We start from the raw sequence: 25,646 nt of genomic DNA, 5'->3' as shown, positions 1-25,646 counted from the left end.
GGGGAGCGGCGCCAGGCCGCGCCCGACGCGAGCTTGCAGCGCCTCGGGCGGCTCGGCCGAGGCAGCCGGCGACGGCGCAGATCGGTCGCGCGGCGACGGGAGGGCATGGCTATGCGCGTATAATTCGCCCCTCAGCCACTTTCGGGATATCAGCCGGCCATGCAGGAAAAGTATCAGCCCGCGGAAGTTGAAGTCGCCGCCCAGGAACTCTGGAAGCGCAGCGGTGCGGCGCGCGCCGTCGAGGATCCGGGGCGGCCGAAGTACTACTGCCTGTCGATGTTTCCCTATCCGTCGGGCAAGCTGCACATGGGGCACGTGCGCAACTACACGATCGGCGATGTGCTGGCGCGCTTTCACCGGATGCTCGGCTACAACGTCCTGCAGCCGATGGGCTGGGACGCTTTCGGCATGCCGGCGGAGAACGCGGCGATCCAGAACAACGTCCCGCCGGCCGAATGGACCTACGCCAACATCGGCTACATGAAGGCGCAACTGCAGCGTCTCGGTTTCGCCCTCGACTGGGAGCGCGAACTGGCCACTTGCCGGCCGGAGTACTACCGTTGGGAGCAGTGGCTGTTCACCCGCCTGTACGAAAAAGGGCTGATCTACAAGCGACTGGGGACCGTGAATTGGGATCCGGTCGACCACACGGTACTCGCCAACGAACAGGTGATCGATGGCCGCGGCTGGCGGTCGGGAGCACTGATCGAAAAGCGCGAGATCCCCATGTACTACATGAAGATCACCGCTTACGCCGAGGAACTGCTGGCCGATCTCGACCGGTTGCCGGGCTGGCCGGAGCAGGTCCGCCTGATGCAGAAGAACTGGATCGGCAAGAGTATTGGCGTCCGTTTCGCCTTCCCCTACGAACTCGACGGCCGGCCGGGTCAGCTCTGGGTGTTCACGACGCGCGCCGATACCATCATGGGAGTCACCTTCTGCGCCGTGGCGGCCGAGCACCCGCTGGCCACGCATGCTGCCAGGCGCGATCCCCGGGTGGCGGCTTTCGTCGACGAGTGCAAGCGCGGTGGCGTCGCCGAGGCCGATCTGGCGACGATGGAGAAGAAGGGTGTTGCCACCGGCATCTTCGTCACGCATCCGCTGAGCGGCGAGCAGGTCGAGGTGTGGGTTGGCAACTACGTGCTGATGGGTTATGGCGATGGCGCGGTGATGGCGGTGCCGGCGCACGACGAACGTGATTTCGCCTTTGCCTGCAAGTACGGGCTGCCGATCAGGCAGGTGATCGCCGTTGCCGGCGAGCGCTTCTCGACGGCTGCGTGGCAGGAGTGGTATGCCGACAAGCAGGGAGGGGTCTGCGTCAACTCGGGCCGCTACGATGGCCTGGGCCACGCTGCCGCCGTCGACGCGATCGCTGCCGATCTGGCTGCCAGAGGGCTTGGCGAGAAGAAGATCCAGTTCCGCCTGCGCGACTGGGGGATCTCGCGGCAGCGTTACTGGGGTTGCCCGATCCCGATCGTCCACTGTGCCACCTGCGGCGACGTGCCGGTCCCCGATGACGAGCTGCCGGTCGTTCTGCCCGAGGACGTGACGATCACCGGTGCCGGCTCGCCGCTGGCGCGGATGCCGGAGTTCCACGCCTGTGCCTGCCCGCAGTGCGGCCAGCCGGCACGGCGGGAAACCGACACGATGGACACTTTCGTCGAGTCGTCGTGGTATTTCCTGCGCTACTGCTGCCCGGACAACGAGACGGCGATGGTCGACGAGCGCGTGGCCTATTGGTGCCGCGGCGGCATCGACCAGTACATCGGCGGCATCGAGCACGCCATCCTGCACCTGCTGTACTCGCGCTTCTGGACGAAGCTGATGCGCGACCTCGGCCTGTTCGGCGATGCGCCGCTGGACGAGCCGTTTGCGAACCTGCTGACGCAGGGAATGGTCGTCGCGCCGACCTTCTACCGCGAGGACGCGCACGGCAAGAAGCAGTGGATCAACCCGGCCGAGGTCGACGCGGTGCATGACGAGCGCGGGCGGGCGATCGGTGCGAGCCTGCGTGCCGACGGTTTGCCGGTCGTCATCGGCTGCATCGAGAAGATGTCGAAGTCGAAGAACAACGGCGTCGATCCGCAGGCGCTGATCGACCAGTTTGGTGCCGACACCGCCCGCCTGTTCATCATGTTCGCGAGCCCGCCCGATCAGTCGCTCGAGTGGTCGGATGCCGGTGTCGAGGGTGCCTTCCGCTTTCTCAAGCGGCTCTGGCGAATGGTCTGGGAGCATATCGCCGCCGGTCCGCTGCCGCCTGTGGCGACGGCAGACCTGAGCGGCGAACTGAAGTCGCTGCGCCGGCAACTGCACCAGACGATCGGCAAGGTCGCCGACGATTATGGCCGGCGCAAGCAGTTCAATACCGCCATCGCCGCAGTCATGGAACTGCTCAACGCCTGCAGCCGGCTAAGCGACGATTCGCCGGCGGCGCACGCCGTCCGGCAGGAGACGCTCGAGGCAGCGACGCTGATGCTCAACCCGATCGTGCCGCACATCTGCGAAGCACTCTACGCGGCACTCAGGCCGGGCCAGTCGGCGGCCGAGCAGGCGTTTCCGCAAGCCGATGCCAGCGCCCTCGTACAGGACGAAATCGATCTCGTGCTGCAGATCAATGGCAAGCTGCGCGGCAGCCTGCGCGTTGCCGCTGCTGCCGACCGGGCGACGATCGAAGCCACTGCGCTGGCCTGCGAAGTCGCACGCAAGCATCTGGCCGGCGCGCTGCCGAGGAAGCTGGTGATCGTTCCCGGTCGCCTGGTCAACATCGTCGTCTGAGACCGCAATGAACCCTGCCATGCCCGCCGCCCTGCGCGCCATCGTCCTCCTCGCCGTTGGTGCGCTGCTCGCTGCCTGCGGCTTTCAGCTGCGCGGTTCCTACTCCTTTCCCTTCGACAGCCTGTACCTTGCGGTTGCCGACTACTCGGTGATCGGCGCCCAGCTCAGGCGATCGATCAAGGCATCGAACCCGACCCTCCTGGTGGAGACGGCGAGCGAGGCGCAGGTCCTGTTCGTTCCCGGCGCCGAGTATCGCGACCGGGTGATCCTGACCGTTTCGGGTACCGGCAGGGTCAGCGAGCTGCGGTTGCGCTATCTGTTTCCGTATCGGCTGACCGACAACAGGGGCCGCGACGTCGTGCCGCCGGCCAGTGTCGAACTGGTGCGCGACCTGACCTACGACGACTCGCAGGTGCTTGCCAAGCAGCAGGAGGAAACACTGCTCTGGCGGGACATGGAACTGGATCTCGTGCAACAGTTGATGCGTCGCCTGGCGGCTGCCAAACCGGTTTTCGTGGACGCCGGAAGCTAGTTCCTGCAGGCATGCAGCTCAAGGGCGAACAACTGGCAGCCCACCTTGCCCGCGAGTTGCGGCCGGTCTATCTCGTCTACGGTGACGAGCCGTTGCTGGTCATCGAGGCCGCCGACGCGATCCGGGCTGCCGCCCGTCGCCAGGGATTCGACGAGCGCCAGGTGCTTACCGCCATCGCCGGCTTCAACTGGCACGAGCTGCATCATGCCGCCGGCAGCATGTCGCTGTTCGGCGGCCGGATGTTGCTCGATCTGCGCATTCCCGGCGGCAAGCCGGGACGCGAGGGCGGCTTGGCGCTGCAGGAGTATTGTGCCCGTCCGTCGCCGGATTCGCTCCTGCTGGTGAGCATGATCGGTGTCGAATGGCGGGAGGAGAAATCGGCCTGGATGGCGGCCGTCGCTGCCGCCGGGGTCGTCGTCAAGCTGCTCTCACCCGGCCTCGCCGAGTTGCCCGGCTGGCTGGCCGGCCGCCTGGCCCGCCAGCAGCAGAGTGCAGGCGCCGACGGACTGCGCTTCATTGCCGAGCGTGTCGAGGGCAACCTGCTGGCAGCGCATCAGGAGATCCTCAAGCTCGCCGTACTCTACCCGGATGGTGCGCTGAGCCTGCAACAGATTCGCGACGCGGTGCTCGATGTCGCTCGCTACGACCTCGACGCCTTGCGCGAGGCGCTGTTGAGCGGCGATGTGGCGCGCCTGACGCGCACCCTCGACGGCTTGCAGCAGGAGGGCGAGGCGCCGCCGCTGGTCCTCTGGGCGCTGACCGAGGAGGTGCGCGCACTGGCGCAGGTGCGCTCCGGTCTCGACCGTCGTCACGCACTCGATTCCCTGCTTCGGGACGCGCGCGTCTGGGGGCCGCGTCAGGCGCTGTTCCGGCGGGCGGTGCAAAGGATGCGGGCGGAGCAGGTGAACGCCGCGCTCGCGCACGCCGCGCGCATCGACCGGATGATCAAGGGGGCTCTGCGCGGCGATGTGTGGGACGAATTCCGGCAACTGTCGCTGCGGCTCGTTGCCACCTGACGCAACGGCGGCGGGCGCCAGCCGCCGCTTGTCAGCGGGGTCGCGCGTCTCAGCCGTCTGCCGGCCGGTCACCGGCCGACGGGTTGGCGGCCAGTGCATCGGGAGCCAGGTGTTCCCAGGCACAATCCTCATTGCTCTGGTGCCGGACGTCGCTGAGGCCGTGGCTGTCCTGGCCCCGCACCAGGCACTCCCCGGCGCAATCATCGGCAACGACGACCAGACGAAGTTCGGTGTCTACTTGACGCTCACCATCCCAGTAGCTGCAGGTGGCACATACTTTTGCCTCGGCGGGCAGGATCAGCTTCTTCATGGGCGGTCCGTGCAATGGATGATGACGGTAGGTGACGGCCGGTGACGACCGGTGACGGCAGTGATGGACCTGAGAGTGCATTCTTCGGCAGAGGTTCCGTTGACGGTGGCGGATGCTCGCTGGCTATAATCGATCCTGACTGAGAAAAGAGGGACAGATGGATATCGAGAACTACGTGCAGCAGGTGGGGCGCGAGGCGCGTGCCGCCTCGCGCATCATCGCCCGGGCCGACAGCGATGCCAAGAACAGTGCGCTGCGCGCGATCGCTGCCGCCATTCGCCGCGAGAGCGAGGCGCTCGTCGCCGCCAATCGACGCGACGTGGACGCTGCGCGAGCCGCCGGCCTGGCAGCGGCGCTGCTCGATCGCCTGACGCTCTCGCCGCAGGGCGTCGCGGCGATGGCGGAGGGGGTCGAACAGGTGGCGGCGCTGCCCGATCCGGTCGGCGAGATCAGCGAGCTGCGCCGCCGGCCGAGCGGCATCCAGGTCGGTCGCATGCGCGTGCCGCTGGGCGTCATCGGCATCATCTACGAGGCGCGACCGAATGTCACCGCCGACGCGGCGGCGCTGTGCCTCAAGTCGGGCAACGCCTCGATCCTGCGCGGCGGCTCGGAGGCGATCCACTGCAATCAGGCGATCGCCGCGTTGGTCCACGAGGGCCTCGCCAGTGCCGGACTGCCGGTCAGTGCGGTGCAGGTCATCGCGACCACCGATCGCGCCGTCGTCGGCCATCTGATCCGCATGCGCGAGTTCGTCGACGTGATCGTTCCGCGCGGCGGCAAGGGACTGGTCGCGCGTCTGCTGGCCGAGGCCAGGGTGCCGATGATCCAGCATCTCGATGGCAACTGCCATGTCTATGTCGATGACGCTGCCGATCCGGAGCAGGCGCTGCGCATCGTCGAGAACGCCAAGACGCAACGCTACGGCACCTGCAACACCGCCGAGTCGCTGCTGCTCGCGCGCGCGGTCGCTGGCCGGCTCCTGCCGCCGATCGCCGCCATGCTGAGCCACAAGGGGGTCGAGATTCGCGGTTGTCCGGAGACCATGGCACTGGTCAGCGAGGCGACCGCGGCAAGCGACGAGGACTACGCCAGCGAGTTCCTGGCGCCCGTCATCTCGGTACGCGTGGTCGACGGCATCGAGCAGGCGATCGAGCACATCAATCACTACGGCTCGCACCATACCGACGCCATCGTCACCGAGAATTACAGCGCGGCGATGCGTTTCCTGCGCGAAGTCGATTCGGCTTCGGTGATGGTCAATGCATCGACGCGTTTCGCCGACGGTTTCGAGTACGGTCTCGGTGCCGAAATCGGTATTTCGACCGACAAGATCCACGCCCGCGGTCCGGTCGGTCTCGAGGGGCTGACGAGCCAGAAATGGATCGTCCTGGGCCAGGGCGAGGTGCGCGCCTGAACCTGGTCCGCCTCCTTTCCTGCCGCCGACAGTCCGTGCCGGCGGCGACTTGGTGGCGGCAGGCGGACGCCGCCACCGGTTCTTTCAGCAACCGCCGAATCAGCCTGATACAGGCCAAGGAGACGATATGAAGAAAATGCTGCTGGCGGCCGTTGCCGCCCTGTCGTTCAACCTCGCCGGCGCCGTCGAAGTTGCCGGCGTCAAGTTCGAGGACAAGTCGCACGTCGGCAGCGCCGACCTCGTGGTCAATGGTGCCGGCTTGCGGAAGAAGGCGGTTTTCAAGGTCTACGCGATGGCGCTCTACCTGCCCGAGAAACGCGGCGACGCCGAGGCGGTCCTCGCCGCCAGGGGCGGCAAGCGGGTGGCGATCACGCTGCTGCGCGACCTGTCGGCGCAGCAGTTCGTCGAGGCGTTGCAGGAAGGCATGACCAGCAATCATTCGGAAGCCGAGATGGCCGGTCTCAAGGACCGCCTGAAGCAGTTCTCAGACACCATGGTGGCAGCCGGCGAACCGAAGACCGGCACCACGGTCCTCATCGACTGGCTGCCGGAGAGCGGCACCAGGCTGACGGTCAACGGACAGGTCAAGGGCAAGGACATTGCCGGAGAGGACTTCTACAAGGCGCTGCTGAAGATCTGGCTCGGCAGCAAGCCGGTGCAGGAGGACCTCAAGCAGGCGCTGCTCGGCAAGGCATCCTGAGCCCGATGCCCGCCGCCGTGCCGGCCGCCGATCCGTCGCCTTGGCAGGCGGTGATCGCGGCGCAGGGTTTCAGGCTTGGCGTGCGTTGCGACGACGCGGCGCTGCAGGGCATCGTCTTCCTGCCGCCGGGTCCTGCACAGGCGCCGGCCAACGCGCTCGCCGCGGAGGCGGCGCGGCAGCTCGCGGCCTACCTGGCGGACGCGGAGTACGTCTTTGCCCTGCCGTTGCAGCCGACGGGGACGCCGTTCCAGCGCCGCGTCTGGCAGCAGATCGCAGCCATTCCGGTGCACCAGACACGCAGCTATGGCGACATCGCCCGCGAACTCCGCAGCGCGGCGCGCGCCGTAGGTCAGGCCTGCGGTCGCAATCCCTACCCGGTGGTCGTTCCCTGTCACCGCGTCCTCGCTGCCGCCGGTGGGCTCGGCGGCTTTGTGCGGCAGCGCGACGGCTACCTGCTCGACGTCAAGCGCTGGCTGCTGGCGCATGAAGCCCGCTGAGCCCGCTCCGGCCGACCTCGCCGCGATCGATTCTTTTTGCGACACCCTCTGGCTCGAGGACGGGCTGGCGCGGGCGTCGCTGGCGAGCTATCGCAGCGACCTGCTGCAACTCGCCTGTTGGCTCGCCGAGCAGCAGCGTGGCAGCCTCTGCGACCTCGACGAGGCAACGCTGCTGGCCTTCGTCGCCAGCCTCTCGCAGAGCCTGCGTGCCTCGTCGCAGGCGCGGTATCTGTCCACCCTGCGCCGTTTCTACCGCTACCAGCTGGCGCGCGGCTTGCGCCAGGACGATCCGACACTGCGGATCGCCATGCCGGCGAAGCCCTCACGGTTGCCGAAGGTGTTGTCCGAGGCGCAGGTGGAAGCCCTGCTCGCGGCGCCGCGCAGCGTGACGGCGCTCGGCCAGCGTGATCGCGCGATGCTCGAGACGCTGTACGCCACTGGCCTGCGCGTCAGCGAGCTCGTCGGCCTGCGGCTGCACGAAATCAGCCTCGACATGGGCGTGCTGCGGGTTTTCGGCAAGGGCAGCAAGGAGCGCCTGGTGCCGCTGGGAGAGGAAGCCGCTGACTGGCTGCGGCGTTACCTTGCCGAGGGGCGGCGCGCGCTGCTCGACGGCAGGCAGAGCGACGACGTCTTCGTCACCGCCCGCGCGGCGGCGATGAGCCGGCAGGCCTTCTGGCAACTGATCAAGCGCTACGCCGTGGTGGCCGGGATCGATCCCGCGCGGCTGTCGCCGCACGTCCTGCGCCACGCCTTTGCCACGCATCTCCTCAACCACGGCGCCGACCTGCGGGTCGTGCAGTTGCTGCTCGGCCACGCCGACATCTCGACGACGCAGATCTACACCCATGTCGCGCGTGAACGACTGAAGCTGCTGCACGCGCAGCATCACCCGCGCGGCTGATCAGAGTGCGTCCGCGGTGCCACGCCGGTTGAGGTAGTGCAGGATGGCGCTGGTGGGCAGCCGCCCGTCGCCGTTGCCGGCGGTGATTTCGAGCAGCGTGATGCTGCCGAAGTCGAGGGGCAGGCGGCTCCACACGTCGACGGGCAACTGCAGCCAGTGGCCGAGCAGGACGCGAATCACGCCGGCGTGGGTGACGAGGGCGCAGTCGCTGCCGCGCAGATCGCCGACGCAGTCGATCGCGCGCGCCTGCAGCATGGCGACCGACTCGCCTCCAGGCGGCACGAAGTGCAGCACATCGCTGGCCCACTCGTCGAGCAGGCCGCGCTCGATCCGCTCCCAGGGGCGGCCCTCCCATTCGCCGAAGTGGATCTCGAGCAGGCGCTCGTCGCAGGCCGGCTGCGGGTGCAGCGCCGCCGCCAGCCGGCGGCTCCGCTGCAACGGGCTGCTGATCACCTGCGTGCCGACCGGCAGCAGCGGGCGCAGGCGCGTGGCGACCGGCTGCGGGTCTTCCGCCTCGACGTCGAGCTGGCCGTAGCAGATGCCGTTGGCAAGCAGCGGCCGCGGATGGCGGATCAGGAAAAGTCGCACAGCAGTCCGCAGTAGAAGGCGACTTCCGCCAGCTGCTGCGTCGCACCCAGGCAGTCGCCGGTGTAGCCGCCGATCCGTCGCCGGTAGAGGCGGGCGAGCCAGAGGGTGGCCAGCGCGGCCAGCAGGCAGCCGAAGAGGGCGGGCAGCGGCGGCAACGGCAGCAGCGGCAGGACGGCCGTGGCAGCGGCGAAGGCGAGTTCGCCATGGCCGATGCGCGTCGCCAGCGGCTTCGCCTTGCCGTCGTCACGCACGTAGTCGAGGCCACGCAGCAGCGTCGTCGCGGCAAGACGCGACAGCGCGTGGCCGGCGACGAGCGCCAGCGGGATCGTCGGCGGATCGAGTTCGATCAGCGCGCAGAAGCGGGCGAGCAGCAGCATTACGAGCGCGATGGCACCGAAGCTGCCGATCCGGGAATCCTTCATGATGCCGAGGATCTGCTCCTTTTCCCAGCCGCCGCCGAAGCCGTCCACCATGTCGCTCCAGCCGTCCTCGTGGAATGCTCCGGTCAGGTAGAGCGCACTCGCCATGGCCGCGAGGACGGCGAGCGTCGTCGGCCAGAATGACGCAGCGAGCAGGTACACCAGCGCCGCCAGCGCGCCGACCACCACGCCGACTGCCGGGAAGTAGCGCGCCGAGTGGTCGAGTGCGACGCTGCTGTGACCCACCCATGCCGGTACCGGCAGCCGGGTGAAGAAGCGCAGCGCGCCGAAGAAGTATTCGAGTTCGCGCCTAAGCATGGCTGCGCGGCCGGCCGGGGCCGCTCGTTGCCCGTGCCCGGCGGAAGTCCGGCGGCAGTGCTGGCCGTTGCTGCCGGCAGCGCGGCGGCGGCAGGCGTCGGCGGCAGGCTGCCGCGCGTTCGCCGGCTGTTCGTGTGGACATGGTCGTGACGATCCCGAAGACGATCCGTGATGGTATCCTGATCGGGAGGCCGCCGGACAGAGGTATCGGCCGCCATGGGCTGCGGCGCTGCTGCAACGGCGGGCAGGGGGTCGCCCTGATGGGCTGGCGAAGGGACGTGTGGGCATGCAGATGCAGTCGGGCGAGGCAGGCGCCGATCTCCTGCAACGGGTGGGTGTGCGCCGGTTCCGCACGGTGCTTGCCGATCCGCCGTGGCAGTTCGAGAACCGCACCGGCAAGATGGCTCCCGAGCACAAGCGCCTCAATCGCTATGCGACGCTGACACTGGACGAGATCGTCGATCTGCCGGTGGCGCTCATCGTCGAAGACACCGCCCACCTCTACCTGTGGGTGCCCAACGCGCTGCTGCCGGAAGGCTTGCGCGTTCTCGCCGCCTGGGGATTCGCATACAAGAGCAACATCGTCTGGCACAAGGTGCGCAAGGACGGTGGCCCGGACGGTCGTGGCGTCGGCTTCTACTTCCGCAACACGACCGAGTTGCTGCTCTTTGGCGTGCGCGGCAGGAATGCCCGCACGCTGGCGCCGGGCCGCCGCCAGGTGAACATCATCCGCAGCCGCAAGCGGGAGCATTCGCGCAAGCCGGACGAAGCCTACGATCTGATCGAAGCGTGCTCGCCCGGACCCTTCCTCGAGATGTTCGCCCGCGGGTCGCGCGCCGGCTGGCAGAGCTGGGGCAGCCAGGCGGACGCCTACGCTCCCGACTGGCCGACCTACGCGCACCACTCGCAAGCGGCGACGAAGGACTGACTGCGGCGGCAGCCAAGCGCGTCGCCGTCGTCTCGCGGTGGCGGCCGGCGGCCGCTCGCGGCGCGCGCCGGCTTGAACTTTTTCCGCCGCCTGCGCATAGTTGCGGCTTTGCCATTTCCCCGTGCCGATCACCCCGGATGCATCGGCCGTGGGCGCGGGCAGGCGCGATCGCTGGCTGCGGCGCGGACCCTGACAGATCACTGCCGCCAGCGCACCAAAGCCAGGAGAAGCCATGGAAAAGACGAGCGACAAAGCGAACCGCAAGGGCCGAAAGACCAGCCAGCGCAGCACGTCGCCGCCGCGCCTCTCCCGGCAACGCCCACCTGCCGACCTGACGGTCGACGACTGGCAGCGCGAACTGCGCCGGCAGTTCGGCCGCGAGCAGCGCTTCGGTTTCGAGAATCTCGGCGAGGAGCCGGTCTTTTCCGAGTTCGCGGTCTACAACCCGGACAGCCGGCGCCGCTACCGCGTCGTCATTCGCGGCGACCAGCCCGGCGACAACCGCTGCTCGTGTCCCGATTTTTCGACCAACGACCTCGGAACGTGCAAGCACATCGAATTCACGCTGGCGCAGATCAGCAATCGCCCAGACGGCAGGCAGGCGCTCGCCGCGGGCTTCCAGGCGGCATTCAGCGAACTCTTTCTCGACTACGCGGGGCAGCGTCGCGTGCGCCTGCGCCCCGGCCGCGAGTTGCCGGCCGACTTGCTGCCGGCGGTAGAGGAGTTGTTCGACAGCGATGCGGGCTGGCAACTGCCGAACGAGCGCTTTGTCGACCTGCCAGCCGTCGTCGACCGCGTTCGTGCCACCGGTCACGACCTGCGCTGCGACGACGATGCACTGGCTTTCGTCGCCGAGCTGCGCGATCGCGACATCCGCGAGCAGGCGCTTGCCGACGCCTATCCGCTGGGCAGCGACAGCCCCGAGCTCGGTGCCCTGCTCAAGGTCGGCCTCTACCCCTATCAGCGCCAGGGAGCGCTGTTCGCGGCGCGTGCCGGGCGGGTGCTGATCGGCGACGAGATGGGGCTCGGCAAGACCGTGCAGGCGATCGCTGCGATGGAGATCTTCGCCCGCCATTTCGGCGCCGAGCGCGTCCTGGTCGTCTGCCCGACCTCCCTCAAGCACCAGTGGCAGCGCGAGATCGGCCGTTTCAGCGAGCGCCAGGCGACGGTGATCGGCGGCCTGCGTGCGGTCCGCCAGACGCGTTATGCGCAGGCCGATTTCTGCAAGATCACCAACTACGAAACGCTGAGCCGCGACCTCGACCTGATCCAGGCCTGGGCGCCGGACGTGGTGGTGGTCGATGAAGCACAGCGGATCAAGAACTGGAATACGATCGCTGCCCGCGCACTGAAGCAGATCGACAGCCCCTACGCCGTCGTCCTCACCGGCACGCCGCTCGAGAACCGGCTCGAGGAACTGATCTCGATCGTCCAGTTCGTCGACCAGCACCGGCTTGGCCCGACTTGGCGGCTGCTGCACGAACACCAGCAGCGCGACGAGCACGGTCGGGTCGTCGGCTACCGCGAGCTGCATCGCATCGGCGAGACGCTGGCGCCGATCATGCTGCGCCGGCGCAAGGCGGAAGTGCTCGAGCAGTTGCCCGAGCGCGTCGACAACACGCTGCTGATGCCGATGAGCGCCCTGCAGGCGAAACATCACGACGAGAACCGCGAGACCGTCGCGCGCATCGTGCAGCGCTGGCGGCGTACCGGGTTCCTCTCGGAGAAGGAGCAACTCCGCCTGCACTGCGCGCTGCAGAACATGCGCATGGTGTGCAACAGCAGCTTCCTGATCGACAAGGAAACAGACGACGGCTACAAGGCCGACGAACTGATCGCGCTGCTCGATGTCCTCTTCGCCGATCCGCAGGCCAAGGTCGTCGTCTTCAGCCAGTGGCTGCGCACGCACGAACTGATCATCCGCCGCTTGCGGCCGCGTGGCTGGGAGCACGTGCTGTTCCATGGCGGCGTCGCGGCCGACAGGCGCGGCGCCCTCGTCGATCGCTTCCACAGCGATGCCGACTGCCGCGTCTTCCTCAGCACCGACGCCGGCGGCGTCGGCCTCAACCTGCAGCATGCGGCGGCGGTCGTCGTCAATATGGATCTGCCCTGGAATCCGGCGGTTCTCGAGCAGCGGATCGGCCGCGTCCATCGCCTGGGCCAGACGCGCGGCGTGCAGGTCGTCAATTTCGTCGCCCGCGGAACGATCGAGGAGGGCATGCTCGCGGTGCTGGCGTTCAAGCAGTCGTTGTTCTCCGGTGTCCTCGACGGCGGTGACGACGAGGTCGTGCTGCAGGGTTCCCGGCTTGCCCGATTCATGGAGACGGTCGACCGGGTGACCGGCGAAATGGCGGGCGAGAGCACCGCCAGCGAAGATGAACGTCGCGATACCCCGCCGCTCGAAGCGACCGCCGAAGCCGGGGTCGCCGCTGCCGCCGACGGCGAAGAGGAGTACCAGGAGACGCGGTTGCAGGTACAGGGGGTGGTGGAGGCTGGCGAGCTGCCGCCAGCAGCGGCAGTTGCCGCGCCCGCAGTGGAGCTTGCGGCCGTGCCGCCGGTGGGTGAACCGGAGGTGGCGCCGGCAGCAACGGCCGCACCGACCGCACCGGCTACGTCTGCCGACCCTTGGTCGCCACTGTTGTCCGCCGGCGTTCAACTACTTGGCGAGCTCGCCGCCGCAGCGAGTGGCGAGCGTCAGTCGCCGTGGGTGCAGACCGATCCGGCGACCGGCGAGCGCTTCCTCAAGGTGCCGGTTCCCGATCCGCAAACTGTGCAGCGCCTGGCCGAGGGCTTGCTGGGTCTGCTCGGCGGCCGCAAATGAAGACGGGGGAGTCCGACCAGGGCCAAGCTCCCCCGCTCACAGCCAGGCGGTGCGGCTCAGCCGATGCGGAACATCAGCGAATCGGCACCCGAGTTCAGCGCGACGGTGATCGGCAGCTGGTGCGTCGTCGGACCCCAGAACTGCCGCGGACCCGGTGAGGAGAAAAGGTCAGCCGCCGCCCACTCGTCACGCCGCGAAGCGAAGAACTTCATCGCTGGCGAGTCCATCTTCACCAGCGCCTTCTCGATCACGAACTCGTCCTTGCCATGCCGCCGCTCGATATTCAGCAGGCCGGCGAGCGGGATCGCCTGCGGCGTGCCGCCGCTGCTCAGTCCGGTGATCGTCGCCATGTAGCCGGTGCGGCCGTCGAGGATCAGCGAGCCGGCGGTGAGGCCGAGGTTGTAGGTGTAGGCGGCGTCGAAAAGCGTCGGCGCACCGCAGCGGCCCTCGTAGCCGAGGAAGTGGTTGTGCGCGGCAAAGGGAACGGCCGGGTCGAGTTCCCGCACCCGCTTCTTCGCCATGTCGATCAGCAACTGCTCGGTGGGGATCAGCGAGACCTGCAGGTTGCCGTGCGAATCGCGTTCGGCAAGCAGCATGTTCACGATGTAGTGCGGCAGCGAGGCGAGGAGGGCGGCGTTGTCGGCGCTCAGCTTGCTGCCGACGAATTCCGCCTTGGCGTCGTCGGCGAGCGCCGCGAACTCGGCGGCGTGGTGCGCCAGGACGTCGTTGAGTTCGGCGATCATCGCGTTCATCTCGGGGATGAACTCGATCAGGCCCTCGGGTGCGAGCAGGACGCCGTAGTTCATTCCCTTGTGCGAACGGTCGACGATTACCCGGGCGACGCGGTCGATGATGCTGGCGAGCGACTCCTGCTTGGCAGCGATCTCCTCGGAGATCAGCGCGATTGCCGGTTTCGTCTGCAGCGCCACCTCGAGCGCGACGTGCGAGGCCGAGCGGCCCATCAGCTTGACGAAGTGCCAGTACTTCAGCGACGAACTGGTGTCCTGCAGGATGTTGCCGACCATCTCGCTGTAGATTCGCGTCGCGGTGTCGAAGCCGAAGGAGATCGACAGCAGGCCGGCGATCTGCAGGTCGCCGTCGATCGTCTTCGGCACGCCGATGACCTGGACGCCGGAACCGTCGGCCTTGACGCCGGTGAACAGCGATTCGGCGAGCACCGCCGCGTTGGTGTTCGAGTCGTCACCGCCGACGACGACGATCGCGTCGAGGTTGTGCCTGATGCAGGTCTCGCGCACCTGTGCGAACTGCTCCGCCGACTTGATCTTCGTCCGGTCCGAGCCGAGGAAATCGAAGCCGCCGGTGTTGAGGATGAAGTCGACGTTGGCGTCGGTGATCTCGAACAGCGATCCTTTGAGCAGGCCCTTGGGTCCGGCCTTGACGCCGAACAGCGTGTTGCCCGCACCGAGGACGCGCTTCAGGCCGCAGACGACGTTGTGGCCGCCGGCCGCCGGCCCGCCGGAAAAGAGGACGGCGACGCGCTTGCCGGTGACGCCCGCGGTGCTGACGCCAGCCGAGCTGAGGACGACGTTGCCGGAAGCGGCGACGGTTTGCGGGAACTGCGCGCGAACGCCTTCGGCATCCTTGGTGCCAAGGACCTGACTGGTGTTGCTGAAGCGCACCGGCTGCGGGTGGTCGGAGGAACCGAAGGCGGCACAGACCGGCAGCGGGTTCTGGCGCACGGCCGTCTCGAAGATCGAGCGGTGCGCTTCGGTGTTGAGGAGCTGTTCTACGAGGGTACTCATGCTTTGACCTCTATGTCACGTGGTGTGGTTACGTGGTTGCCTCGTTCGGGCCGGCGCAGCCGGCCCGTTGGCGGTGGTTGCAGACTGCCGTTCGGGGACGGGGCAGACACAAAAACGGGCCAGTCCACCTCTGGACCAGCCCGCTGTCCTGCCATGCAGCCGATTATCCGAGGGTACCGACGTTGTTCAGGTCGGCAAACGCCTGCTTCAGGCGCGCACGGAACGCGTCCTCGCCCTTGCGCAGCCAGGCGCGCGGGTCGTAGAACTTCTTGTTCGGCTTGTCGTCGCCTTCGGGGTTGCCGATCTGGCCCTGCAGGTAACCTTCGTTCTTCTTGTAGAAGCCCATGACGCCATCCCAGAAGGCCCACTGCAGGTCGGTGTCGATGTTCATCTTGACGACGCCGTAGGAGATGGCCTCGCGGATTTCCTCGAGTGTCGACCCGGAGCCGCCGTGGAAAACGAAGTTGATCGGCTGCGCGCCGGTGCCGAATTTCTTCTGCACGAACTCCTGCGAGTTCTTCAGGATGACCGGCTGCAACTTGACGTTGCCCGGCTTGTACACGCCGTGCACGTTGCCGAACGAGGCGGCGATGGTGAAGCGGTCGCTGACCTTCGACAGTTCCTCGTAAGCGTAGGCGACGTCCTCGGGCTGCGTGTACAGGCGCGAGCTGTCGACGCCGGTATTGTCGACGCCGTCCTCTTCGCCGCCGGTGACGCCGAGTTCGATTTCCAGCGTCATCCCCATCCTGCTCATCCGCTGGAGATAACGCTTGCAGATCTCGATGTTCTCCTCGATCGGCTCTTCCGAGAGGTCGAGCATGTGCGAGCTGTAGAGCGGCTTGCCATGCGCCTTGAAGTACTGCTCACCGGCATCGAGCAGGCCGTCGATCCACGGCAGCAGTTTCTTCGCCGCGTGGTCGGTGTGCAGGATGATCGTCGCGCCGTAGAGCGCGGCGAGCTGGTGGATGTGGTTGGCGCCCGAGACGGCACCGGCGACGCATGAACGCTGGTTGCTGTTGTCCAGTCCCTTGCCGGCGAAGAACTGCGCGCCGCCGTTCGAGAACTGGATGATCGCCGGTGACTTGAGTTCGGCGGCGGTCTCCATGACCGCGTTGACCGTGCTGGTGTTGATGACATTCACCGCCGGCAGGGCGAACTGCCTGGCCTTCGCCAGATTGAAGATGGCCTGCAGCTCGTCGCCGGTGGCGACGCCGGGTTTGACTTCTGATGCACTCATGATTTGCGTGTCCTGATTCGGTTGATCGAGAAGGTCGGGGGGAGGGTGAAGCCAGATGCGAGGGCAAAACGGACGCCGGAACGCCCGATTCGGTGGAAGTATCTCCGCCGTGCGGCGGCGCGTCAAGCGCTGTCTGCTTTCTCCCAGCGGTGCGACTCGAGGCCGCTGGACTGGCCTCGGAAAGGGGGCTGGATGGGGTTCCTCGGCAGTTATGCGTGCGTTCTGCCGTCGCGTTCGCGGAAGCGTCCGCGGACCACAGAATGAGGAGGCCCGTTACGTCGCTCGGCGGTCTGGCCTTGGGCAGAGGGCACGTGCCACGTTCGACTCGTCCGGCGGTGTCGCCCTGCCAGACGATGCGCTGGAGATAAGCGTTATTGATCCAGGTCAACCGCTTCCCGCCTCGCCTGTGTTATCAAGCCAAAAAACAACAACGCCAATAAGGGGGCACGCATGCCCAAGTCGAGAGAGGAATCCGGAGGAGGGCGCACACGCGTGCTGTCGTCTGTCCGCCGGCGTCGTCGCGCTCGTCGGGCTCCGCTGATCGGCACAGCCGGGTCGCGACGACGGGTCCCGAACGGCGGGTCGCCGATTGCGCTGCCCCGGTTTGCATGCATGTGGTCACGCCGTCGCTTCCGGGAGATGCAGAGTTCCGTCAGGGTGGCGATGAGCCGCTTGCAGCACGGCCGGTGCCACTCGGAATCGGTTCGCGAAACTGGGCACGTCACTCACGGTCGCGGCTCTGAGGCCGCGAGCAGACCGTTCCTACCCCGCCAGAACTCCTCTCTTGTCCGCCCACCCGATCGACACGTCCTGGTAAACAAGACGAGCCGACCGTGTCGTGCCATCGGCCGCTCTGACCGGTGGCATTGCCCCCACTTCATTACTTGACCCGAACCCCAACCGAGGTGCCCTCATGACTGCCGCCGCCCGTCAAATGTTCTTCGTCGATTCCCGCGTCGCCGATTACCAGACCCTGATCGCCGGCCTGGCGGAGGGAAGCGAGTGGCATCTGCTGCATGCCGGCGCGGATGGCATCAGGCAGATGGAGCGGATCCTGTCGGCGCACACCGGGCTCGATGCGATCCAGGTCATTTCGCACGGCGCTCCGGGGACCTTGTACTTGGGCAGCACGATGCTGACCGCGGGCAACTTGGCGAGCTACGAGGCGACACTGCAAGCGATCGGACGGAGCTTGAGCGAGACCGGGGACATTTTGCTCTATGGTTGCAGTGTGGCGCAGGGCGATGGTGGGCAGGCGTTCATCGCGCAACTGGCGGCGGCCACGGGGGCTGATGTGGCTGCGTCGACGGATCTGACGGGGAAAGCGGCGTTGGGTGGGGATTGGGTGATGGAGCGCTCGACGGGTGCGATCGATAACGAACCGCTCTCCGAGACCAAGCTACAATCCACATACGCAGGGCTGCTGGCGGCAATTCTAGGCAACTACAGCTCGGAAGCCCTCAGCGGGACGAGCGGCAACGACACCATCGATGGACAAGGTGGCAACGACACCATCGACGGCGGTGCCGGCACCGACACGGCGATCTTTTTCGAGGACCGCGCCAATTTCACGGTGACCACGCTCAGCGGTGTGACGCGGGTCTATCACTCCGGCGGTTCAGGCCGTTACGCCTACGACGAGCTCTTCCTGACCAACGTCGAAAAGCTCCAGTTCGCCGATGCGACCGTCGCGATTGCGCCGAGCAGCAATACCCTCGTCATCGGCACCTATTTCGCGGAAGGCATGAGTGGCACGGGCGCCAACGAGACCTTTGACGGCCGGGGTGGAGACGACATCATCGACGGCGGTGCCGGCACCGACACGGTGATTTTTTTCGAGGACCGCGCCAACTTCACGGTGACCACGCTCAGCGGTGTGACGCGGGTCCATCACTCCGGCGGTTCCGGTCGTTACGCCTACGACGAGCTCTTCCTGACCAACGTCGAAAAGCTCCAGTTCGCCGATGCGACCGTCGCGATTGCGCCGAGCAGCAATACCCTCGTCATCGGCACCTATTTCGCGGAAGGCATGAGTGGCACGGGCGCCAACGAGACCTTTGACGGCCGGGGTGGCAACGACACCATCGATGGCGGTGCCGGCACCGACACGGTGATTTTCTTCGAGGACCGCGCCAACTTCACGGTGACCACGCTCAGCGGTGTGACGCGGGTCTATCACTCCGGCGGTTCCGGTCGTTACGCCTACGACGAGCTCTTCCTGACCAACGTCGAAAAGCTCCAGTTCGCCGATGCGACCGTCGCGATTGCGCCGAGCAGCAATACCCTCGTCATCGGCACCTATTTCGCGGAAGGCATGAGTGGCACGGGCGCCAACGAGACCTTTGACGGCCGGGGTGGAGACGACATCATCGACGGCGGTGCCGGCACCGACACGGTGATTTTTTTCGAGGACCGCGCCAACTTCACGGTGACCACGCTCAGCGGTGTGACGCGGGTCCATCACTCCGGCGGTTCCGGTCGTTACGCCTACGACGAGCTCTTCCTGACCAACGTCGAAAAGCTCCAGTTCGCCGATGCGACCGTCGCGGTTGCGCCGAGCAGCAATACCCTCGTCATCGGCACCTATTTCGCGGAAGGCATGAGTGGCACGGGCGCCAACGAGACCTTTGACGGCCGGGGTGGCAACGACACCATCGATGGCGGTGCCGGCACCGACACGGTGATTTTCTTCGAGGACCGCGCCAACTTCACGGTGACCACGCTCAGCGGTGTGACGCGGGTCTATCACTCCGGCGGTTCCGGTCGTTACGCCTACGACGAGCTCTTCCTGACCAACGTCGAAAAGCTCCAGTTCGCCGATGCGACCGTCGCGATTGCGCCGAGCAGCAATACCCTCGTCATCGGCACCTATTTCGCGGAAGGCATGAGTGGCACGGGCGCCAACGAGACCTTTGACGGCCGGGGTGGCAACGACACCATCGATGGCGGTGCCGGCACCGACACGGTGATTTTCTTCGAGGACCGCGCCAACTTCACGGTGACCACGCTCAGCGGTGTGACGCGGGTCTATCACTCCGGCGGTTCCGGTCGTTACGCCTACGACGAGCTCTTCCTGACCAACGTCGAAAAGCTCCAGTTCGCCGATGCGACCGTCGCGATTGCGCCGAGCAGCAATACCCTCGTCATCGGCACCTATTTCGCGGAAGGCATGAGTGGCACGGGCGCCAACGAGACCTTTGACGGCCGGGGTGGAGACGACATCATCGACGGCGGTGCCGGCACCGACACGGTGATTTTTTTCGAGGACCGCGCCAACTTCACGGTGACCACGCTCAGCGGTGTGACGCGGGTCCATCACTCCGGCGGTTCCGGTCGTTACGCCTACGACGAGCTCTTCCTGACCAACGTCGAAAAGCTCCAGTTCGCCGATGCGACCGTCGCGATTGCGCCGAGCAGCAATACCCTCGTCATCGGCACCTATTTCGCGGAAGGCATGAGTGGCACGGGCGCCAACGAGACCTTTGACGGCCGGGGTGGCAACGACACCATCGATGGCGGTGCCGGCACCGACACGGTGATTTTCTTCGAGGACCGCGCCAACTTCACGGTGACCACGCTCAGCGGTGTGACGCGGGTCTATCACTCCGGCGGTTCCGGTCGTTACGCCTACGACGAACTCTTCCTGACCAACGTCGAAAAGCTCCAGTTCGCCGATACGACCACCCCCCTGATGTACTCGATTTCTCCGGGGTCAGCGACGGTGGGCGAAGGGGCCGGTACGGTGAGCTTCACCGTCGCACGTTCCGGTTTGCTGCCGGCGGAGACGGTGTATGTATCCACCACGCAGAGCGAGGGCACCCCCAACATCGGAGATTACACCGGCAAGCTCAACGAAGTGCTGTCGTTCGCGGCAGGCGAAACATCGAAGACGGTGATGCTATCGATCACCAACGACACGGTACTGGAGAATGACGAGACCTTCGGGCTCGTTGTTCAGCGCGATGCCAGCGATTTGCTGAACACCTACCTGGCCAAGTCGACCTTCACGATACACAGTGACGATGCGGCAACCCTGGACGACTATTCCTCGACCACTGCAACGACTGGAACCATCTCCTCTGGCCAAACAAAACGAGGCGCGATCAACTTTATCGGTGACACGGATTGGTTCAAAACCAGTCTCGTCGCGGGAACCGCCTACCAATTCGAGTTGAAGGGCGCCTCATCCGGCTCGGGAACGCTGAAGGATCCGTTCCTGCGTCTTCGCGACAGCGACGGCAACCCGGTTGCATTGGCTTTTGCCGATGATGGAGGTACTGGTTTCGACTCGAGGTTCACGTTCACTCCCCAAACCAACGGTACCTATTTTCTGGCGGCTGGTACCGGCTATCAGGAAAACGGGATGGGGACATACGCGCTCACGCAGTCAGTTCGCACCAATGCCGCGGGAACCAGCTACAAGCTCACACCCCAGTCGCCAGCGGTCGGCGAAGCGAGCGGAACCTTGACCTTTACGCTGACCCGTTCGGGTGTGATGCCTTCGGAGACTGTATATGCCAGTACTGTTCACGGCCTGAAGAATGGCTATGCTGACAATACTGGAAACAGCGACTACAACGGGCTGAACAACCTCGGAATCAGCTTCGCTGCAGGACAACCCTCGAAGACATTAAGCATCAATATCCGCGACGATGCCTTGGCCGAGGGAAATGAGACGTTTGGCGTAATCATCCAAGCTGCGCCGGATCCGTCGATCAACAATTGGTTGGCCCGGTCCAGCTTTACGATTGTCGACAATGAGCCCGGACTATCCAGCTTCCGGCTTTCACCGCAGGAACTGGTTGGTGACGAAGCCACCGGCCACATCACCGTGACCCTGACACGCCCGGCGGGCCTTGCTCCGGAAACCGTCTACGTCAGCACGGCAGCGCAGCCCGGCGGCCCGGCGAACGATGCCGACTATGTCGAAAGGAATCAATATCCGGTGGTCTTTGGGCAGAACGAGCAAACACAGTCTTTCGATATTCAACTGCTCAAAGACAGTGTGTCGGAGCCCCGGGAGAAATTCAATCTTTCCGTGTGGCGCAGCGCGAACCAGAATCCGCAAGACCTGATCTTCAGGAGCCCGTTCACTATTGTGGATGCGGACGACCCGTCTGCGCCGCCTCTCGATAGGAAATCAATCTTTCAGAAAAACGATGGAATGGTCGGAGTCCTGTCCGATCTGATGTTAGCCGCGTATCGATTCAATGATTCTTTCGAAATCGCACAAACGTTCAGCAAGTTGAAGATAAATGCCCTGGATCTGGGAAGTCTGGCGGGTTATCAGAAGAATGGCGTATTTGTCAATGGAAACGCATCGGCAATTGTCGGCCGCTCCAGTGATGCAATATTCCTGTCTTTTACTGGCACAGACGAGTTTTGGGACAAACTGGGACCTTCTGGCTGGCTGCAGCGCGAGAATCATTTTCGTTTGTTTGATGAGTTTGTTGTCGCCGTTGATCAATACGCGAGTGCTTCCGGTATCAAGCATATTTATGTGACAGGGCACAGCCTTGGCGCCGCAATGGCGCAAGCGTACATGCAGAAACATCCGAAAGATCCGAAAGATGGGTCTGTCGAGTACGAAGCGATAGTCTTTGCGAATCCGGGATATGGCGAAAGCCTGGGCGGGATTGGGATCGGGCTGAATCAGCCTGACACCAGAATGGCGAACATATTGATTGAAGGCGACATAATCGCGGTACCCGATACATTTAGTCCTCGTAGAGGAGACCTTTACATCGTACCGACCGAGCGAAGCACCGTTGCTGAGTTGTGGGGGGCAAACACATTTGACCTGCATTCGCAAGAGTTGTACCATGAGATCGGGCGTAAGCTGGAGAAACTGCCCTCCGAGTTTCCGGACCCCGCCAGTGCGCAAGACTTGGCTATCCAGACGCTGTTCGTCCCTGGAATGTACGTGGATGCGACTAAGGCAAAGCCGTCATTGGTCTACCCGCAATCCCAGGGAGCTGCCACCACCTATGCGCTGATGAAAGACGCGTCTGGACAGTCGACTGGATTTTTCTCGTTCGCAAATTCGACGCCGGTCACGGTGGATATGGGTGCGGGGCAGGTTTCTTCTACGGCTCTACACAGCGTGGTTGGCATAGGGGCTACCGGGGTGGCTGCGGTGGGTGCGGGTGTGGTGCTCGTTGGTACGCCCATAAAAAACCTCGTGGTCGGAAGCGCTGTTAAAGTTGCTAAAGGCCTGTCGATCATTGGAACTGCCTTGGGGAATTTCATAAGAGGAGGCCACGATGACTACATCTATGCCGGCGGCGGTGACGACATCATCGACATCGGAATAGGTGACGGTCCTGATGTCTATGACGGCGGGGATGGCGTCGACACGGTGATCTACGCTTCAACGACATTGGGGGTTGTCATCAACCTGCCCGTGCTCAGCAACAACGCTACCGGCATAGAGATCGATGTCGACCAGATTGCCAACATTGAGAACGTCGTCGGCGGGAGCGGGCCGGACCGCATTATCGGCTCCAACGTGGACAACGATCTGAAAGGGATGGCCGGCAACGACACCCTCGACGGTGGCGCCGGCGCCGATTCGATGACCGGCGGCGACGGCAACGACTTCTACTACGTCGACCACGCCGGCGACGTCGTCAGCGAGACCAACGCCACCACCGCTGGCGGCATCGACCTCGTCTTCACCACCGTCGCCAGCTACACCCTCGGCGCCCAAGTCGAGAACGCCCGCATCCTCGCCACCGGCGCCGCCAACCTCACCGGCAATGCCCTCGACAACCTCATCTACGCGGGTATCGGCAACAACGTCCTCAACGGCGGCGCCGGCAGCGACACCGTCACTTGGGTCTCCGGCGTCAGCGGCGCCAGCGGCGTCACCGCCAGCCTCGCCAACGGCACCGCCAGCGGGTCCGGCAACGACACCCTGATCGGCATCGAGCACCTGATCGGCTCGTCGAACGCCGACCGCCTCACCGGTAACGGCAACGCCAACAAACTCAGTGGCGGCCTCGGCAACGACACCCTCGACGGCGGCGCCGGCGCCGATTCGATGACCGGCGGCGACGGCAACGACTTCTACTATGTGGACCACGCCGGCGACGTCGTCAGCGAGACCAACGCCACCGCCTCTGGCGGCACCGACCTCGTATTCACCACCGTCGCCAGTTACATCCTGGGCGCCCACGTCGAGAACGCCCGCATCCTTGCCGCCGGCGCCGCCAACCTCACCGGCAATGCCCTCGACAACCTCCTCTACGCCGGCCTCGGCAACAACGTCCTCAATGGCGGCGCCGGCAGCGACACCGTCACCTGGGTCTCCGGCGTCAGCGGCGCTACCGGCATCACTGCCAGCCTCGCCAGCGGCAGCGCCAGCGGTTCCGGCAACGACACCCTGATCGGCATCGAGCACCTGATCGGCTCGTCGAACGGCGACCGCCTCACCGGTAACGGCAACGCCAACAGACTCAGCGGCGGCCTCGGCAACGACACCCTCGACGGCGGCGCCGGCGCCGATTCGATGACCGGCGGCGACGGCAACGACTTCTACTATGTCGACCACGCCGGCGACGTCGTCAGCGAGACCAGCGCCGCCGCTGGCGGCATCGACCTCGTGTTCACCACCGTCGCCAGCTACATCCTGGGCGCGCACGTAGAGAACGCCCGCATCCTTGCCACCGGCGCCGCCAACCTGACGGGCAATGCCCTCGACAACCTCCTCTACGCCGGCATCGGGAACAACGTCCTCGACGGCGGCACCGGCAGCGACACCGTCACCTGGGTCTCCGGCGCCAGCGGCGCCAGCGGCGTCACCGCCAGCCTCGCCAGCGGCAGCGCCAGCGGCTCCGGCAACGACACCCTGATCGGCATCGAGCACCTGATCGGCTCGTCGAACGCCGACCGCCTCACCGGTAACGGCAACGCCAACAAACTCAGCGGCGGCCTCGGCAACGACACCCTCGACGGCGGCGCCGGCGCCGATTCGATGACCGGCGGCGACGGCAACGACTTCTACTATGTCGACCACGCCGGCGACGTCGTCAGCGAGACCAGCGCCGCCGCTGGCGGCATCGACCTCGTCTTCACCACCGTCGCCAGCTACACCCTGGGCGCGCACGTCGAGAACGCCCGCATCCTTGCCACAGGCGCTGCCAACCTCACCGGCAATGCCCTCGACAACCTCATCTACGCGGGCATCGGCAACAACGTCCTCAATGGCGGCGCCGGCAGCGACACCGTCACCTGGGTCTCTGGCGTCAGCGGCGCCAGCGGCGTCACCGCGAGCCTCGCCAGCGGCAGCGCTTCCGGTTCCGGCAACGACAACCTGATCGGCATCGAGCATCTCATCGGCTCGTCGAACGCCGACCGCCTCACCGGTAACGGCAACGCCAACAGGCTCGGCGGCGGCCTCGGCAACGACACCCTCGACGGCGGCGCCGGCGCCGATTCGATGACCGGCGGCGACGGCAACGACTTCTACTACGTCGACCACGCCGGCGACGTCGTCAGCGAGACCAACGCCGCCGCCGCTGGCGGCACCGACCTCGTCTTCACCACCGTCGCCAGCTACACCCTGGGCGCCCACGTCGAGAACGCCCGCATCCTTGCCAGCGGCGCCGCCAACCTGACGGGGAACACGCTCGACAACCTCCTCTACGCCGGCCTCGGCAACAACGTCCTCAATGGCGGCGCCGGCAGCGACACCGTCACCTGGGTCTCCGGCGTCAGCGGCGCCAGCGGCGTCACCGCCAGCCTCGCCAGCGGCAGCGCCAGCGGTTCCGGCACCGACACCCTGATCGGCATCGAGCACCTGGTCGGCTCGTCGAACGCCGACCGTCTCACCGGCGACGGCAACGCCAACAAACTCAGCGGCGGCCTCGGCAACGACACCCTCGACGGCGGTGGTGGCGCCGATCGCTTGCTCGGCGGGCTTGGCAACGACAGCCTCATCGGAGGCAATGGGGCCGATATCTTCCGCTTCGACACCCTGCCGGATGCCGCCAGCAACCGCGACACGATCGGCGACTACAGCGTCGTCGATGACACCATCGAACTCGAGAACGCAATCTTCAGTTCGCTGACGACTACCGGTGCCCTCGCCGTCGGCCGGTTCCGCGCCGGCGCCGGCTTCAACAGCGCCGCCGACGCAGACGACTACCTGATCTACGACAGCAGCAGCGGTGCGCTGTACTACGACGCGAACGGCAACACCGGCGCGGCCCCGGTGCAGATCGCGAGTCTCACGGCTGGTCTCGCGCTCACGAGTCTCGATTTTCTCGTCACCTGAGGTGGTCGGGCTTGCTCTGGCGGACCGAAGAGCGGTCCGCCGCGAGCGGGCGGCAAGTCTGGCGCCGCGAACCGTCGGCTCTTCGGTGGATCGGGTGGGATGAGACATGGCTGTGAGCGCCAGCACCTTAGAGCTTACGGCCATGCCGGC

15 protein-coding genes are annotated in these 25,646 nt (G+C 65.8%); 10 read left to right on the top strand and 5 right to left on the bottom strand.

What is annotated here, in order from left to right; translation table 11 throughout:
* The first annotated feature begins 159 nt into the window (after nt 1-159).
* Genes HT579_14525 through HT579_14515 form a run of 3 tightly spaced genes read left to right on the top strand, consistent with a single transcriptional unit; the run spans nt 160 to nt 4,323 of the window.
* The gene (locus tag HT579_14525; protein QKS30027.1) at nt 160-2,775 is read left to right on the top strand and encodes a leucine--tRNA ligase; all 2,616 of its coding nucleotides are present in this window, start codon (nt 160-162) and stop codon (nt 2,773-2,775) included.
* Between the two features lie 7 nt (nt 2,776-2,782).
* Entirely contained in the window at nt 2,783-3,307 is a 525-nt protein-coding gene (locus HT579_14520; protein QKS30026.1) for a hypothetical protein, read from the top strand.
* A gap of 11 nt (nt 3,308-3,318) precedes the next feature.
* Nucleotides 3,319-4,323, top strand: a complete 1,005-nt coding sequence (locus HT579_14515) for a DNA polymerase III subunit delta (GenBank protein QKS30025.1) — start codon at nt 3,319-3,321, stop codon at nt 4,321-4,323.
* 49 nt (nt 4,324-4,372) lie between these two features.
* On the opposite strand, the gene HT579_14510 is transcribed toward HT579_14515, so the two are convergent.
* Nucleotides 4,373-4,633 (bottom strand): hypothetical protein, encoded by a 261-nt coding sequence (locus HT579_14510; protein ID QKS30024.1) that lies wholly within the window; start codon nt 4,631-4,633, stop codon nt 4,373-4,375.
* A 157-nt stretch (nt 4,634-4,790) separates the two neighbouring features.
* On the opposite strand from HT579_14510, the gene HT579_14505 reads away from it, so the two are divergent.
* The 4 genes from HT579_14505 to xerD all read left to right on the top strand — a co-directional run bounded on the left by HT579_14505 (nt 4,791) and on the right by xerD (nt 8,145).
* Nucleotides 4,791-6,047: a glutamate-5-semialdehyde dehydrogenase gene (locus tag HT579_14505; GenBank protein QKS30023.1), complete on the top strand. Its 1,257-nt coding sequence runs from the start codon at nt 4,791-4,793 to the stop codon at nt 6,045-6,047.
* 127 nt (nt 6,048-6,174) lie between these two features.
* On the top strand, nt 6,175-6,747 hold the full coding sequence (locus tag HT579_14500) for a chalcone isomerase family protein (protein QKS30022.1): 573 nt from the start codon (nt 6,175-6,177) through the stop codon (nt 6,745-6,747).
* Between the two features lie 5 nt (nt 6,748-6,752).
* A complete protein-coding gene (locus HT579_14495; protein QKS30021.1) occupies nt 6,753-7,244 on the top strand; it encodes a methylated-DNA--[protein]-cysteine S-methyltransferase in 492 nt (163 codons plus the stop codon).
* Nucleotides 7,231-8,145, top strand: a complete 915-nt coding sequence (gene xerD / locus HT579_14490) for a site-specific tyrosine recombinase XerD (GenBank protein QKS30020.1) — start codon at nt 7,231-7,233, stop codon at nt 8,143-8,145. Before HT579_14495 ends, xerD begins: the two co-directional genes overlap by 14 nt.
* Here the strand turns inward: xerD and HT579_14485 are convergent, their stop codons facing one another.
* A complete protein-coding gene (locus tag HT579_14485; GenBank protein QKS30019.1) occupies nt 8,146-8,733 on the bottom strand; it encodes an alpha-ribazole phosphatase family protein in 588 nt (195 codons plus the stop codon). It abuts the gene before it with no gap.
* Complete coding sequence (locus tag HT579_14480; protein QKS30018.1) at nt 8,718-9,470, bottom strand: adenosylcobinamide-GDP ribazoletransferase; 753 nt, start codon at nt 9,468-9,470, stop codon at nt 8,718-8,720. The genes HT579_14485 and HT579_14480 overlap by 16 nt, the downstream gene beginning before the upstream one ends.
* Before the next feature lie 292 nt (nt 9,471-9,762).
* On the opposite strand from HT579_14480, the gene HT579_14475 reads away from it, so the two are divergent.
* Together HT579_14475 and HT579_14470 are read left to right on the top strand one after the other, a co-directional pair.
* The gene (locus HT579_14475; GenBank protein ID QKS31652.1) at nt 9,763-10,398 is read left to right on the top strand and encodes an S-adenosylmethionine-binding protein; all 636 of its coding nucleotides are present in this window, start codon (nt 9,763-9,765) and stop codon (nt 10,396-10,398) included.
* 232 nt (nt 10,399-10,630) lie between these two features.
* Nucleotides 10,631-13,219, top strand: coding sequence for a DEAD/DEAH box helicase (locus HT579_14470; GenBank protein QKS30017.1), 2,589 nt, complete (start codon nt 10,631-10,633; stop codon nt 13,217-13,219).
* Nucleotides 13,220-13,275: 56 nt separating this feature from the next.
* Here the strand turns inward: HT579_14470 and HT579_14465 are convergent, their stop codons facing one another.
* Both HT579_14465 and fbaA read right to left on the bottom strand, forming a co-directional pair.
* Nucleotides 13,276-14,982, bottom strand: coding sequence for a diphosphate--fructose-6-phosphate 1-phosphotransferase (locus tag HT579_14465; GenBank protein QKS30016.1), 1,707 nt, complete (start codon nt 14,980-14,982; stop codon nt 13,276-13,278).
* A gap of 163 nt (nt 14,983-15,145) precedes the next feature.
* Entirely contained in the window at nt 15,146-16,219 is a 1,074-nt protein-coding gene (gene fbaA / locus HT579_14460) for a class II fructose-bisphosphate aldolase (protein QKS30015.1), read from the bottom strand.
* Nucleotides 16,220-17,132: 913 nt separating this feature from the next.
* On the opposite strand from fbaA, the gene HT579_14455 reads away from it, so the two are divergent.
* Nucleotides 17,133-25,496: a DUF4347 domain-containing protein gene (locus HT579_14455; GenBank protein QKS30014.1), complete on the top strand. Its 8,364-nt coding sequence runs from the start codon at nt 17,133-17,135 to the stop codon at nt 25,494-25,496.
* Nucleotides 25,497-25,646 lie beyond the last annotated feature (150 nt).

The sequence above is a fragment of the Candidatus Accumulibacter similis genome (assembly GCA_013347225.1).
GTDB classification, from domain to species: domain Bacteria; phylum Pseudomonadota; class Gammaproteobacteria; order Burkholderiales; family Rhodocyclaceae; genus Accumulibacter; species Accumulibacter similis.
The sequence above is the reverse complement of the archived record's forward strand: the minus strand, read 5'-3'. Positions and strand labels throughout refer to the sequence as shown.

Bases quoted from the DNA above. Each gene is read 5' to 3' on its own strand.
- HT579_14480 (QKS30018.1), bottom strand. From the start codon at position 9,470: ATGCTTAGGCGCGAACTCGAATACTTCTTCGGCGCGCTGCGCTTCTTC.
- HT579_14475 (QKS31652.1), top strand. From the start codon at position 9,763: ATGCAGTCGGGCGAGGCAGGCGCCGATCTCCTGCAACGGGTGGGTGTG.
- HT579_14505 (QKS30023.1), top strand. From the start codon at position 4,791: ATGGATATCGAGAACTACGTGCAGCAGGTGGGGCGCGAGGCGCGTGCC.
- HT579_14495 (QKS30021.1), top strand. From the start codon at position 6,753: ATGCCCGCCGCCGTGCCGGCCGCCGATCCGTCGCCTTGGCAGGCGGTG.
- HT579_14520 (QKS30026.1), top strand. From the start codon at position 2,783: ATGAACCCTGCCATGCCCGCCGCCCTGCGCGCCATCGTCCTCCTCGCC.
- HT579_14500 (QKS30022.1), top strand. From the start codon at position 6,175: ATGAAGAAAATGCTGCTGGCGGCCGTTGCCGCCCTGTCGTTCAACCTC.
- HT579_14515 (QKS30025.1), top strand. From the start codon at position 3,319: ATGCAGCTCAAGGGCGAACAACTGGCAGCCCACCTTGCCCGCGAGTTG.
- xerD (QKS30020.1), top strand. From the start codon at position 7,231: ATGAAGCCCGCTGAGCCCGCTCCGGCCGACCTCGCCGCGATCGATTCT.
- HT579_14455 (QKS30014.1), top strand. From the start codon at position 17,133: ATGACTGCCGCCGCCCGTCAAATGTTCTTCGTCGATTCCCGCGTCGCC.
- HT579_14465 (QKS30016.1), bottom strand. From the start codon at position 14,982: ATGAGTACCCTCGTAGAACAGCTCCTCAACACCGAAGCGCACCGCTCG.
- HT579_14525 (QKS30027.1), top strand. From the start codon at position 160: ATGCAGGAAAAGTATCAGCCCGCGGAAGTTGAAGTCGCCGCCCAGGAA.
- HT579_14470 (QKS30017.1), top strand. From the start codon at position 10,631: ATGGAAAAGACGAGCGACAAAGCGAACCGCAAGGGCCGAAAGACCAGC.
- HT579_14510 (QKS30024.1), bottom strand. From the start codon at position 4,633: ATGAAGAAGCTGATCCTGCCCGCCGAGGCAAAAGTATGTGCCACCTGC.
- fbaA (QKS30015.1), bottom strand. From the start codon at position 16,219: ATGAGTGCATCAGAAGTCAAACCCGGCGTCGCCACCGGCGACGAGCTG.